Origin of the sequence: Amycolatopsis sp. FU40 (assembly GCF_021903635.1) — a bacterium.
GTDB lineage: Bacteria > Actinomycetota > Actinomycetes > Mycobacteriales > Pseudonocardiaceae > Amycolatopsis > Amycolatopsis dendrobii.
On record NZ_CP091381.1, the window covers coordinates 3,109,595 to 3,122,409 of the forward strand.

At 68.9% G+C, this 12,815-nt stretch carries 10 protein-coding genes; 4 read left to right on the forward strand and 6 right to left on the reverse strand.

The genetic code is table 11. The annotated features are described in order from the left end of the window. Positions 1-2: 2 nt before the first annotated feature. From L3Q65_RS15285 to L3Q65_RS15310, 6 genes are read right to left on the reverse strand one after another with little or no spacing between them, the layout of a single operon-like run. Positions 3-809, reverse strand: coding sequence for a PhzF family phenazine biosynthesis protein (locus L3Q65_RS15285; protein ID WP_182889000.1), 807 nt, complete (start codon positions 807-809; stop codon positions 3-5). Next, positions 790-1,914: a fatty acid desaturase gene (locus L3Q65_RS15290; RefSeq protein ID WP_182888999.1), complete on the reverse strand. Its 1,125-nt coding sequence runs from the start codon at positions 1,912-1,914 to the stop codon at positions 790-792. Before L3Q65_RS15290 ends, L3Q65_RS15285 begins: the two co-directional genes overlap by 20 nt. An 18-nt stretch (positions 1,915-1,932) precedes the next feature. Beyond that, positions 1,933-2,607 (reverse strand): iron-containing redox enzyme family protein, encoded by a 675-nt coding sequence (locus L3Q65_RS15295; protein ID WP_182888998.1) that lies wholly within the window; start codon positions 2,605-2,607, stop codon positions 1,933-1,935. Positions 2,608-2,619: 12 nt separating this feature from the next. Further along, positions 2,620-3,474 carry an aspartyl/asparaginyl beta-hydroxylase domain-containing protein gene (locus L3Q65_RS15300; RefSeq protein ID WP_237600049.1) on the reverse strand — a complete coding sequence of 285 codons (855 nt, stop codon included), beginning with the start codon at positions 3,472-3,474 and terminating at the stop codon, positions 2,620-2,622. A gap of 13 nt (positions 3,475-3,487) precedes the next feature. Further along, complete coding sequence (locus tag L3Q65_RS15305; protein WP_182888996.1) at positions 3,488-4,375, reverse strand: chlorinating enzyme; 888 nt, start codon at positions 4,373-4,375, stop codon at positions 3,488-3,490. Further along, positions 4,362-6,917, reverse strand: a complete 2,556-nt coding sequence (locus tag L3Q65_RS15310; RefSeq protein ID WP_182889499.1) for an amino acid adenylation domain-containing protein — start codon at positions 6,915-6,917, stop codon at positions 4,362-4,364. Before L3Q65_RS15310 ends, L3Q65_RS15305 begins: the two co-directional genes overlap by 14 nt. 472 nt (positions 6,918-7,389) lie before the next feature. Here L3Q65_RS15310 and L3Q65_RS15315 point away from each other — a divergent pair, with 472 nt between their 5' ends. From L3Q65_RS15315 to L3Q65_RS15330, 4 genes are read left to right on the forward strand one after another with little or no spacing between them, the layout of a single operon-like run. Then, positions 7,390-10,413: an amino acid adenylation domain-containing protein gene (locus tag L3Q65_RS15315; protein WP_237600050.1), complete on the forward strand. Its 3,024-nt coding sequence runs from the start codon at positions 7,390-7,392 to the stop codon at positions 10,411-10,413. A 48-nt stretch (positions 10,414-10,461) separates the two neighbouring features. Then, a complete protein-coding gene (locus tag L3Q65_RS15320) occupies positions 10,462-11,820 on the forward strand; it encodes an MFS transporter (protein WP_237600051.1) in 1,359 nt (452 codons plus the stop codon). Continuing rightward, positions 11,817-12,593, forward strand: coding sequence for a thioesterase II family protein (locus L3Q65_RS15325; protein WP_182888993.1), 777 nt, complete (start codon positions 11,817-11,819; stop codon positions 12,591-12,593). Before L3Q65_RS15320 ends, L3Q65_RS15325 begins: the two co-directional genes overlap by 4 nt. After that, positions 12,590-12,793 (forward strand): MbtH family NRPS accessory protein, encoded by a 204-nt coding sequence (locus L3Q65_RS15330; RefSeq protein ID WP_182888992.1) that lies wholly within the window; start codon positions 12,590-12,592, stop codon positions 12,791-12,793. Before L3Q65_RS15325 ends, L3Q65_RS15330 begins: the two co-directional genes overlap by 4 nt. The last annotated feature ends 22 nt before the right edge of the window (positions 12,794-12,815 follow it).

The following is a 12,815-nucleotide window of genomic DNA, read 5'->3' on the forward strand; positions in this document are numbered from 1 at the left end:
GCTCAGCCGAACGCGGCGATCTCGCCGGTTTCCGGCACCGCCACCGGGGACGGGCGCAGGCGCGCCGTCCCGAAAATCTTCACCCGGTCGCCGCCGACCTCGACGTCGAGCCGGCCGCCCCGTTCCGAAAGCTGCAGCCCCGACATCGCGGTCCGGCCGAGCCTGCCCGCCCAGTAGGGCCCGAGCTTGCAATGCGCAGAAACGCACACCTGGTCCTCGTCGACCCCGAGCGACGGGAAGAAAGTCCTGGACACGAAATCCGCCTCAGGGCGATCCGCGGCCGCCGTCACGATGTGACCGCGGAACGGGAAGTCCGCGAGCGCCCGGAACCGGGGCGCGGTCGCGACGACCGCGGCTTCCGAAGCGACTTCGATCAGCAGGTCGTCGCTGGAGGCTGCGCAGGCGACGAAATCGGTCCCGATCGCCCCGCGCAGCCCGTCCGGCGGCGCGCACTGCGCCACGTCCGAACGAGGCATGTCGATCGCGATGCGATCGTCGCGGCGTTCGGTGTACAGCGTGCCGTTCCTGCTGACGAAGGACAGCGTGGAGCGTCCCGTGGTCTCGAACAGGAACCCCGCGCTGGCGATCGTCGCGTGCCCGCACAGGTTGATCTCCTTGTGCGGGGTGAACCAGCGGATCCGGTACTCCCCCGGGCCGGCGGGCGCCAGGAATGCCGTCGTCGGCTCGGCGAGCCGGTGGGCCACTGCCTGCATGCGCTCGGCCCCGGGCAGATCGTCGCCGAGGACGACGGCGGCCGGGTTGCCGAGGAATCGCGCGTCGGCGAAAGTGTCAACGAGCCAGGCTCGCATCGGGCGGCACCTCCTCCAGCCGGGCCAGCACCCGGCCGATGGCCGCGCCCATCCCCCACACCTCGCTGTACGGCGGCCCTTCCGGGCCCTCGTCGATGTCGGTCTGCCGCGCGTACGCCGCCGTGGTCCAGTCCGGCGTGGCCGGATAGCGATGGTGGAAATCGTGATTGGGCAGGTCGCCCACGATCACCGTAAGCCGGCACGGCAGGTGGTAGAACAGCGTTGCCGCCGTCCACCGCACCCACCCCAGCGTCTGCCTTCCGATCGGCGTCCCCTTCGCGGGAACCGGGCTGCCGCAGTAGCGCGCTGCGGTCGCCTCGACTGTGTAGAACTTCCCGGGGTGGTCGGGATTCGGCGGGGTCAGCCAGGCATGCTCGCCCAGTTTGTCGAGCAGGGCGGACAGCTGGGCCAGCAGGATCACTGGGACGACGAACGCCAGCAGCAGCACGAGAACGCCGTGCGGCAGCCAGAACGGCGTCGACAGCCAGAATCCGGCCCACAGCGCGAACCCCGCCCGACGCCAGGTTCCGGTCAGCACATTGCACTTCGCACGGTCGAAGAAACCGAGACAGTAGAATTTCGGCGACAGGAACACCTGCCATGCCCGCCGCCACTGCCGCCGCTTCGGCACTCCAGGCCGGAAGCCGAGGCCCAGCAACACCTGCACCGGCGGATCGTCCAGCGTCGCGAACACCTCGCGACGGTGGTGCGAGTCGAAGTGCTCGTCCTTGAACGCCTGGAAGTTCTGGAACACCGTCAGCACGGTGACCAGCTCGCCGAAGAACCAATCGGTCCGAGCGCTGCCCGAGAACCTCCGATGCAGCGCCTGGTGCGCGATCACCAGCACCATGGTGCGGGCGCCGGACAGGGTCAGGATCCAGCCGCCCAGCAGCGCCAAATACCACAACGGGAACATGGCGGCGACCGCGTAGGCCGACAACGACAGGCCAGCGACGTAGACGATCAGGGTGAGCGCGACATAGGAGGCCCAGCTGTGCCGGATCAGCGGCCGTTGACCGGGCAGCGCCTTCCCGGTCTGCCACGTCCAGAAATGCTGCGTCCACCCGGGGAATCGCAGGTATGTCGCCCGTACGTCGTCCTGCACCGCACCCACCTCCTCCAGTCAGCTCGCCATGCCGGTCTCGGCGACAAGGCGGTCGAAGAACCTCGTCCACAGCCGCCACATCTCGTCGGCGCCGGCCAGCACCTCCGCTTCGACGTCGGGGGCGAACCCGGTCAGCAGCGCGTGTTCGGCCTCCTCGACGTGGTCGGGTTCCTGCTGGACGTGGATCCGCACCCACTCGTTGTCGGCGCCGCCGGTCACCGCGGCGACCGCTTGGCCGATGCTCGAGACCATCAGCAGATCTGTGGTTTCGGTGGCGTAGATGTAGCCCAGCGCCGACTTCCATCCAGCTGAGCCGCGTTCGTACCCTGCGACGAGCTCCGCGGTCTCGGCGAACGGCTCGGTGCCGGTCACGGCCGCGCGGGCGAATCCTGCGCGCTCCATCGAATCGGCGTAGATCACCTCGTGTGCCATCGCTTCCTTGCCCCCGCCCGCCTCCTGGTTGAGGATCAGCGTGATCGCGCTCTTCGAGGCGATGTCGGGCAGGACCGCGACACAGCGGGCCAAGAACGTCGGGAAGTAGTGCAGCGGATGCCACCACTGCCCGAGCAGGACCGCGACCTTGTCCCGGTCCCAGTCCTCGGCCTTGACGTTGCGGAAGAACGGATGGCCGGCGAACTCGGCGTGCGCCGCGCTCTCGGCCAGCTGTTCTGCCAGCGGCATTGTCGTCGTCACGTGAACCACTCCCTACGCGGATCGCTCCAAGGTGAAGTACCGTTGCATTTCGTCGATGCGGGCAGCGACCGCCGGATCGCGGCCGGCCCGTGCGATCTCCCGCATGGTGCGCCAGACGAAGTCGTCCCCGCCGTCCGCGCGGAAGTGCTTCTTGATGACGATGCTGAACACGTCGCGGTAGTTGTCCATCGTGATCAGCGGCGCGAGACCCAGCAGCTCTGCCCGTTCCTCTTCGGACATCGGCGGGCGACGCTCCACGCGGTCCGCCGGAATCCCGCCGTCGACGCGGTACGGCAACTTCACCAGCGGCTCGTCGCTTTCCTGATCGGTGAAGTCGAGCATCAGGTGCACGCGAGGCGTGCTGGACAACGACGCAGCCGAGTGCACCTGCGCGGCGTCGAAGAACCAGACCTCGCCCTCGGCCATCCGGTAGACTTCGTTGCCCGAACTGAAGAAACAGCGGTCGTTGGTGACCAGCGGGATGTGCATCCGGTGCGCGTTGCGCGACTCCCCCGGGATGCTTTCGAGCTCGAGCAGGTCGCGGTGCGGGATGATCACACTGTCGGAGATCACCGCCAGCCGCGCGAAATTCAGCCGGGTGAGGTCGACCAGATCCGCCACCAGGCCCCAGATGTAGGGCAGTTGCTTGCCGTAGTCAGTGAGGTCGGGAGCCTTGGCGTAGTCGTAGTTCGTCACCAGGCCGTCGCCATTGTCCCCGGACGCGGCCCAGAGCACCGCGCTCTTCCACGGGCCGCCGCACAGATAGTCGCTGTAGGCCTCCGAATAGCGGAATCCGGCGCTGGTTTCCAGGTCTTCGGCCAGCCGGGCCTGATCGAGTTCGAGGGAGCCGATGTGTTGCGTGCGCATGATCCGACCGTCCTTACGAGAGGGTGGCGAAGGGTTCCCCCCACGCGTTTTCCGTCGCGATCCGGTTGAGCCCGTACTCGTCCTTGCCCGCGATCTGCACACAGCCGTGGCGCGAGAGGTCGAAGTGGTGCCCGAACTCGTCGAACTCGGTCATGCCGCCGTAGACCCGGACGTGCGTGGGCACCACCCGGATCGCGAACCCCATCCGCTGGCGGTTGCTGATGTTCGGGTTGGACCCGTGGATGCACCTCGCGGTGAAGATGATGAACTGTCCCGGCCGCATCTCGAGGTGCGTGACGTTCTGCTCGTCAGGATTCCAGTTCTGATCGATCTTGATGTCGTTGTAGTCGTATCCGAAGAACGAGGCGTCGGCGCGCGCGTTGTTCCACTTCATCGGTGCGGTTTCGTCATAACGCCACTTTCGGTGGCTGCCGGGCAGGACCTTCATGCAGCCGTTCTCTTTGGCAGCTTCAGTGAAGGCGACCCAGGCGGTCAGCTCCATCGGGTTCTCCGGCGAGTGCTCGGTCGGCTCGAGCATGCCCTTGGCCGTCTCGCCGATCGCGTAGGTCTCGACCTGGTGCCAGCCGGTGCCGGAGTCGCCCGGGTTCTTCGGGAAGAACTCGCTTCGCCAGCACTGAATGTCCGGGCCGATCAGCGCCTGCATCCGGCGCACGATGGCCGGTTCGGTGATGATCTTGCCCAGGCCGCCGATGTCGAGGTGCCGGTCGTAGTTGACCGGGTTGTCGAAGACCTTGCGCGAAGGCCCGGCGGGATTGAGCAACTGCTTGCGCTGCTGCTTCCACCAGGCCGTCATCACCTCGGGTTCCCAGAGCGTGTACGGGCCGATGTACCCCTGCCGGTCGAAGACGTGCTTTTCGGCCTCGAGATCAATGGTGTCCATTCTGCTCACCCGCCCGTTCCAGTGCGCTGTCGATGGCCGCGGCGGTCGCCCCGGCATGCTCTCGTGTGATCCCCCAGTGGTCGCCGGGGACGGTCGTCGCCGTGAACCGGCCCGTGCACAACCGCCGCAGCACGCCGGCGAGCTCGGCCTGCTTGCCATGCGGGGCGTCGGCGGCTTGGAAAAGGTCCAGTGGCCCCGCGTAGGCTGCCGGCCGGTAGTCCATCGCGGCCCGCATGCACGTGTGCGCGATCCCCAGGCTGCGGCGCAGGTGCTCGGCGGGCGCGCCCTCGGGGACCGGCGCACCCATCAGGCTCGTCCACGATCCGTCCCGGCTCAGCGCCGCGAGATCCGCGCCGTCGGCGAGCCGGTCGAGGGCGGCGGCCAGCACGCCGGCGTGCCGGGTTTCGCCGAGCGGAAGCGCGGTCAGCGGGTCGAGGACCGGATTCGCGTCGAGCAGCCCGAGGAACTCGACCTCCTCCCCCGCGGCCGCCAACTGCCGGGCCAATTCGTAGGCGAGCACACCGCCGAACGACCAACCCGCGAGCAGATAGGGCCCGTGCGGCTGAATCGTCCGCAGCTGCGCGAAGTGCACGGCCGCGATGTCCGGCAGCGCGGTCCCCGGCGCGGGCGGCTCGCCGGCCCATCCGACGCCCAGAGCGCGCAACGGCGAGCGCGTCGCCTTGACGAGTTCGCGGTAGCCGACCAATTCGCCGCCGAGGGGATGCAGCAGGTACAGCGCACGGGTCGAGGGCCCGGCCCGCAGCGTCACGATCTGCGAAGCCGGCCGTTCTCCCGGGGCCTGCGGGACGGTCCGCGCCAGCGCGGCGACCAGATCATCGACGGTGCTGTCCTCCAAGAAGAGCGACAGGTCCACCGGGCGGCCGAGCGCCTGCCCCAGTTCGGCGACCACCCACGAGGCGAGCAGCGAGTCACCGCCGACGTCGAAGAAGTCGTCGTCCGGTTCGAAATCGTCGTGGCCGAGCACGCGGGCCCAGATCTCCGCCACCAGATCCGCCGTGACTTCAGTGTCCACGGCGTGTTCGAACGAGGCGGGGAGCTCGACAGCAGCCAAAGCCTTCGCGTCGACCTTGCCGTTGGCTCCGACCGGCAGCGTCGGCAGGACCAGGGTCCGCGCAGGAATCAAGTAGACGGGCAGCCGCTCGTGCAGAAAGCCGACGAGCGCTTGGTGCGCCAGCGGCCCTTCTGCGGTCACGTAGGCGACGAGCGCCGGGACGCCGCGGGCGACCTCGCGCAAGCCGACCGCCGCGCCGGTGATGCGCGGATGACCCAGGATCGCCGCTTCGACTTCGGCCGGCTCGACCCGGAAACCCCGGACCTTCAGCTGTCTGTCCGCGCGGCCGACGAACTCGTACTCCCCGTCGTCTCCGGTCCGGACCAGATCGCCGGTCCGGTACATCCGCGCCCCGGGCTGTCCGAAGGGATCGGGGAGGAACCGAGCGGCGGTCAGCGCCGGGTCGCCCAGGTAACCGCGCGCGAGACCGGCGCCGCTGACGTAGAGTTCGCCGGTTTTCCCGTCCGGGACCGGCTCGAGGCCGGAGTCCAGCACCCGGCAGCCGACGCCGTCCACCGGCCGCCCGATCGAGGGCAGCTGCGGCCAAGCCGCCCGGTCTGCTGGAAGCGTCCCGGCAGTGACCAAATGCGCCTCGGTCGGGCCGTAGTGATTGTCCAGCCGGCATCCGGGCAGCTTGGCGAACAGCTCCGCGATCGCGTCGGTGACAATCAGCCGCTCCCCCGCGGTGACGACGTGTTCGAGCGTCTCGGGGAACTCGCCGGTCGTCTGCGCCACGACAGCCAGCTGCTGCAGGGCGACATACGGCAGGAACAGACGCTGGATGCCGCGCTCCCGCACCACGTCGAGCAGCCGCGCCGGGTTGCGCCGCTGTTCGTCGGTCGGGATGACCAGGGTTCCGCCTGTGGCCAGGGTTGACAGAACTTCCTGGAACGTGACGTCGAAGCCGGTCGCGGTGAACTGAAGGGTGCGGAGCTCCGCAGGACCGCTCGCCACCTGCCAGCGCAGCAGCCTGTTCAGCCCGCGGTGGGTCATCGCGACACCCTTGGGGTGACCCGTCGAACCCGAGGTATGGATGACGTACGCGAGATGGTCGCGTCTCGGCTCCCCCGGCGGAGGAGCAACAGTTCCCTCTTGCGACGCCGAAAGAATCCCGCCGGCGGGGTCGAGGACGGCTGCTCCTCGCGGCAGCCCCGCCGGGATGCCGCCGTCGGTCAGCACGACCGTCGGAGCCAGCGCGGCTAGCAGGCCGGCGGTGCGCCGCCGCGGTGCCGACCCGTCCAGCGGGCAGTACGTTCCGCCCGCAGCCAGAATCGCTGCGACGGCAGCGACCGAGTAGGCCGATCGGGGTAGCATAACCGCAACCATCCGGTCTGGGCCGACACCAAGATCGCGCAGTTTTCCGGCGAGCGACAGCACATTAGCGGACATGTCCGCATAATTGATTTCACTACCGTCGGCATCGATGACCGCAATTCGTCCAGAATGTTCCCGAGCCGCAGAAATGATCATTTCGGACGCGGAGAACCACTCGTCTCCAGCCGTCGTGCGGCCTTCCGCCACTGCTTCGCTCACGGTGCCCACCCGGCATCTTGAAACACGAAACCCCCATGCAAACACGACTTTTTCCCGAATCGGCAGCACCGTTCGACACGAGAGCGTCGACACAGCGGAGACGATCACCGATCAGAAACCCAGCGGGCGAGCGGATCATCAAAATGGTGATCAAAGCTCGCCGGAGCGGCGGCCACCCCCGCCCTGCCCCCTAATATCGCGATACCCCAGCAACGGCGACAATAGGCGATGAACAACCCAGGGACAAGCCTTGACAGCAAAACACATTCCGACGTTTACTTCGATCGGGATTGTCGCATTGCTGGGGGTGCACATGGACGATCTTCGCACTCGTCTCGAGATCGAATCGCCCGGAAGGGCACCCGAAATCCTTGCCCGGCAGGGGGTTCACGCAGCGACGCTGTCCGCGGTGACTCGCCAGCGGTTGCGCGCACTCGCATCGAGCGAGAACGTCGACCTGGCCGCACCGCTGCTGTCGGCACACCTCGCCGCCACCGCCCGGCTCACCGGCGCGCCGGACCCGACCTGCTGCTACCTCCGGCCCGGCCCGGATGGCGGCGTCGCCTCGACGGTCCTGCACGCCAGCGCTCACGACCGGACAACTTTTCGCGAACTGACAAGACACGTCGCGGAACTGATCCAACGCGGGTCCGCGTCCAGTGCAGTCCACTGTGTACACGACGAGAGAGCGGCCGTCGCGTGGTTCGCACTCGGTGCGGCCACAGTGGTTCCCGACCCATCCGCACCTGTTGTGACCTGCACCGAAACCGCCGGGGGGTTCGAGGTGACCACCCGTCCGGCGACTGGTCCGGGACCAAGGCTCGATGCCGCCACTTATGCCCATCTGCTTGACGAGTTCACCGCGGCACCCGATCGGCCGATCGCGGCGGCGGCTCTGGTACCGAGAGCAGAAGAAAAACGGATCCTCAACGACCTCAACCCTTACGCACTGCCGCGGCACCGGTACCGCACTGTCACCGCGCCGTTCGAGGAGCAGGTCCGCCGGACGCCCGACGCCGTCGCGATCGAAGACGAAGACGGCGTCTCTCTCACCTATGCGGAGCTCAACGCCCGGGCGAACCGGCTGGCCCGGTACCTGCGCCAAGCTGGCGCAGGACCGGCCACCCGCGTCGCGCTCGCTCTCGAACGCGGCATCGAGCAGTTCGTGGCAGTGCACGCGGTCGCCAAAACCGGGGCAACGTACGTGCCGCTCGAGAGCGAACTGCCCGACGACCGGCTCGCGTTCGTCCTCGACGACACCGACCCGCTGCTCGTTTTAGCCGACACCGCGACGAAATCACGACTGCCCGCCAATGGCCCTCGCGTCGTAGACGTCGAGCGGGACGCCTCCGCGTGGTCCGGTCTCCCCGGTTCCGATCTGGTGCCGAGCGGCTCGGAGCGCAGTCTGCTGCACCTGCTCTACACCTCGGGATCGACCGGCCGCCCCAAGGGCGTCGCCTACCCGGTCGACGGCGCGATCGCCAACATCCTCTGGCTGCAGCGGTTCTACCCGTTCGGCCTCGGCGACACCGCGCTTTTCAAGACCTCCTACGGCTTCGACGTCTCCATCTGGGAATTGTTCTGGCCGCTGTACTTCGGGGCCCGCGTGGTTATCTGCCGTCCCGGCGGCCATCGCGACCCGCGCCATCTGGCCGAACTGATGGACCGGCACGGCGTCACGACCGTCTTCCTCATCCCGACGATCATGCACTCGCTGCTGGAGCATCTTTCACCCGTGCGCTGCACGGCCCTTCGCTGGGTGTTCTGCGGTGGCGAACCGGTCACGCCGCGCATCCGCGACGCGTTCCACGAACGGTCTTCCGCGGCCTTGATCAACTGCTATGGGCCCACCGAGGCCGGCTGCGTCACCGACATGGTGCTGCCGCCCGACCCGGGTTCCCCCCGTGTCCCGCTCGGCCGTCCGGCCGAACACTTCCGGCTCTACGTCCTCGACGACGGCCTCCGGGTCCGCCCGGTCGGCATCCCCGGCGAGGCCTATCTGGGCGGCGAAGTCGGTGTCGCGCAAGGCTATTGGCGCCGTCCCGACCAGACGGCAGAACGGTTCCTGCCCGATCCGTACGGTCCGCCGGGTTCGCGCATGTACCGCACCGGCGACCTCTGCCGCTACCGCGACGACGGCGTCCTCGATCATCTAGGCCGGATCGATCGGCAGGTCAAGATCCGCGGGATGCGGATCGAGCCCGCAGAGGTCGAGGCAGTGGTGGCCGAGCATCCGTCGGTGGCCGACTGCGTCGTGCTGGCCGAGGGGGACGGCAATCCGCGCCTGGTCGCGTTCGCCGTTCCCGCACCGGGCTGCCTGCTCGATGCCGAAGACGTGCTCGCCCACGCCGCCACTCTGCTGCCGTCGCACATGCTCCCCGCGAAGATCGTCGAGATCGAGGCAGTCCCGGCGAATGTCAACGGCAAGACCGACCAGCGCGCACTGCTGAACGCGTTGCAAGCGGCCGACGATGACGAACGGGAAACCGTGCCGCCGCGCGACGAGTTCGACGCGCGGCTGATCGACGTCTTCCGTCGCGTGCTCGCCGTCGACCGGATCGGGCTCGCCGACAACTTTGTCGAACTGGGCGGGCATTCGCTGCTCGCCTTCAGCCTCATCGAAATCTGCGACGCCGAACTGGGGGCCGAACCGGATCCCGTCGACCTGCTCACGGCCACTGTCGGCGAACTCGCCGACCGCATGCGAGCCGGGGCAGGCGCCGCGACCGGCCATCTCGTCGAGCTGTACCCGCGGCCGGACAAGCCGGTGGTGGTGCTGATCCACGCGGTCAGCGGATCGGCCCTGCCGTTCGTGCCGTTGGCCCGGCACCTGCGCGACGCCTACTCCGTCTACGCCCTCCAAGTCACCGACCGCACGCCCGTTCCGGTGCCTACGGCCATCGGCGAGTTCGCCGAGCGTTACCTCGACCTGGTCGATCCGCTGGCCGAAGGCCGCCCGCTGGTGCTCGCGGGCTGGTCGATGGGCGGCTGCGTCGCCCTCGAAATGGCCCGCCGGCGGCGCGCCCGCGGCGGTGTCCTGCCCGCTCTCCTGCTGCTCGACACCCTGCTTCCGCCGCCCGCGCTCGGCCCGGGCCCCGAACACGACCAGGCGCGCGCGGCCATTCTGGCGATGGACATAGCCGAACTCGAAGGCGGAACCGGGGAAGAACTGCACACGCTGCTGGACCGCAACCGCCTGACTTTCCTCGACTACCGCCCGGATCCCTTCGACGGCCCGGTCACCCTGCTGCATGCCGCCGAGGACTTCCCTGGCGCCGATGCACTGCCCATGTGCTATCACACCGCCGACCGCGGCTGGCGCTATCTCCTCAACCGGCTCGCCGTCTCCGTCATTCCGGGAAATCACTTCACCCTGCTTTCGGAAAGCCACGCAGAAAAACTCGCGGGCATCCTTGTGTCCGCGCTCGACTAGTGCCGGTCGCGCTTGGCCTGCCCCTCGCCGACGGTCGGAGGACCCGCTATGCCCGCACCCGACAAGACCGGGTCTGACCTGCCCGGACAGCAGCGAGGCCTTGCCCGCGCCGCGCCGCCCGGTGCCCGGACGGTGCCGGACGGCCAGGGAGTCCTGGCCGGAATCCGCCGTCACCCGCTCCCGGTGCAAATCACCGGACAAGCTGTTTCCGCATTCGGGGACGCGTTCTCGAACGTCGCGATGCCGCTGCTCGTGCTCGCTCTCACCGGCTCGGTCGCGCAGATGGGTGTGGTCGTCGCGGTCTCGTCGGTCGCGCAACTCGCCGGGAGCACGCTGGCCGGACCGGTGGTCGACCGCGTCGACCGGCGGCGCCTGCTGATCGCCTGCGACGTCGGGCAACTCGTGCTGGGCGGGGCGATTCCGGTGGTGTGGTGGCTGATCCCGTCCGAGTCCTGGACCCGATGGGCGATCTGGCTGATCTACCCGATCGTCGCGCTCAGCTCGGCGCTGTCGTCGGTCTACGAGGTCGCGATGCGCGCCGTGCTGCCACAGATCGTGCCGCCAGATCGGCTGGTGAAGGCGAACGCGGCCCTCACCACCTGCATCGAGGTGTCCTACGGCATCGGGCCCGCGATCGCCGGGCTCGCCGTCGCGGCCATCGGCGAGGAGAACTCGATCGGGGTCAACGCGCTGACGTTCGCCGTCGCGGCCGTCGCGTGGTATCTGATCCGTCCCGCCCGTAGCGTCGCGCCCGAGCACGAAGCGTCCGCCAGCGCGCCGCGCCAGCAACTGGCGGGCCTGCGCTTCCTCTGGCAGGACCGGCTGCTCCGAACGCTCACGGTGCTGGAGGTCGGCAACACCGTGCTCGCGGCCGGCGCGCTGACCCTGTTCATCTACTACCTGCGCCACGACCTCGGGCAGGGCAGCGCCGCGGTCGGCCTGATGCTGACACTCGGCAGTGTCGGCGCGGTTCTCGCGGCGGTGTCCGCGTCCCGGCTGGACAAGGGTCTCGGCGTGGGGAGGGCGGTCCTGCTCGGCATCGCTGTCCAGGGCGTCGCGCTGGCGATGGCAGGGTTCGCGCACACGATCGCGGCCGTCGCCGTGCTCGCGGTGGTGTTCGGGTTCGGGCAGATCCTCGCTGGCATCCTGATCATGTCGACGCGCCAGGTGCGGACGCCGCAGCGGCTGATCGGCCGGGCCACCGCGGCAGCGCTCACGGTCGTGCTGGCGACCCGGTTCGGCGGCAGCCTCGCCAGTACCACCGCAGCCGAGCACATGCCGACCACTCTGGTGCTCGCCGCGCTGGGCGGTCTGACACTGCTGATGGCCGTTGCCGGCTGTTTCACCACTGCCGGACGCGGCCGGCCGGCCCCAGCGGCCGGCCCGGGCTCGGGTGCCGCGTCATGAGCCCTGCGACGACCGCGCGCGCGAACCGCTGGCTCTTGCGCACGCCGAGCCCCCGAGCGCGCGCCCGGGTATTCTGCCTGCCCTACCCCGGGTGCGGCGCGAGCATGTACCGGAACTGGCCACGCTATCTCGGCACCACGGAGCTGTGCCCGGTGCAACTGCCCGGGCGGGAGAACCGGCTGCGCGATCCGCTGCCGCCCACGTTCGAAGAACTCGCCGACGAACTCGCCGACGCGCTGGCACCGCTGCTGGACCGCCCGTTCGCCCTCTTCGGGCATTGCGGTTCCGCCGTCGCCGCATTCGTTGCTGCGCAACGACTGCACGGCCGTGGGACCGCGCCGGCACGGCTGTTCGTCTCGGCTCAGCCCGCGCCTGACGACGGTCCGCCGTCGCGGTTCCTCCGGCTGGACGACGAGGCTCTGCGGACCGAACTGGCGACGCTGATCCGGCAACTCGGCGGCGATCCGGCACCCGCGTTCATCGACCTCGGCGTGCGCGTGCTCCGGGCCGACGTCGAGATCCACCGGCGCTACCAGCCACCCGCGCCCGAGCCGCTCGGCGTCGCACTCTCTGTCCTCGCCTGGTCCGAGGACAGAGAAGTCCCCGCCGAGTCCATGCGCGGATGGGACGCCTACGGCACGGTGCGCCACCACCGGCTCGAAGGCGGGCACTTCAGCTTTCTCAACGCACCGCCCTCGCTGAGGACGGTGCTCGCGACCGATTTCGACCCGGTTCAAGCCGGGCTCGACCGACCGAAAGGACGACGCGCATGAACGACGAGGACGACAACACCACCTACGCGGCTGTGGTCAACCACGAGGAGCAGTACTCGATCTGGCCGGCAGAGCGCGAACTGCCGGCCGGATGGACCTTGACCGGACGCTCCGGCACGAAAGCCGAATGCCTGGCCTACATCAACGAGGTTTGGACCGACATGCGACCGCTGAGCCTCCGCCAGGCGATGGACGCCTGACCGACATTGCGAGGTGGGACAT

Excerpts from the sequence above, each read along its gene's own strand:
- L3Q65_RS15320 (WP_237600051.1), top strand. The coding sequence starts at position 10,462 with ATGCCCGCACCCGACAAGACCGGGTCTGACCTGCCCGGACAGCAGCGA.
- L3Q65_RS15300 (WP_237600049.1), bottom strand. The coding sequence starts at position 3,474 with ATGCGCACGCAACACATCGGCTCCCTCGAACTCGATCAGGCCCGGCTG.
- L3Q65_RS15330 (WP_182888992.1), top strand. The coding sequence starts at position 12,590 with ATGAACGACGAGGACGACAACACCACCTACGCGGCTGTGGTCAACCAC.
- L3Q65_RS15325 (WP_182888993.1), top strand. The coding sequence starts at position 11,817 with ATGAGCCCTGCGACGACCGCGCGCGCGAACCGCTGGCTCTTGCGCACG.
- L3Q65_RS15310 (WP_182889499.1), bottom strand. The coding sequence starts at position 6,917 with ATGATCATTTCTGCGGCTCGGGAACATTCTGGACGAATTGCGGTCATC.
- L3Q65_RS15305 (WP_182888996.1), bottom strand. The coding sequence starts at position 4,375 with ATGGACACCATTGATCTCGAGGCCGAAAAGCACGTCTTCGACCGGCAG.
- L3Q65_RS15285 (WP_182889000.1), bottom strand. The coding sequence starts at position 809 with ATGCGAGCCTGGCTCGTTGACACTTTCGCCGACGCGCGATTCCTCGGC.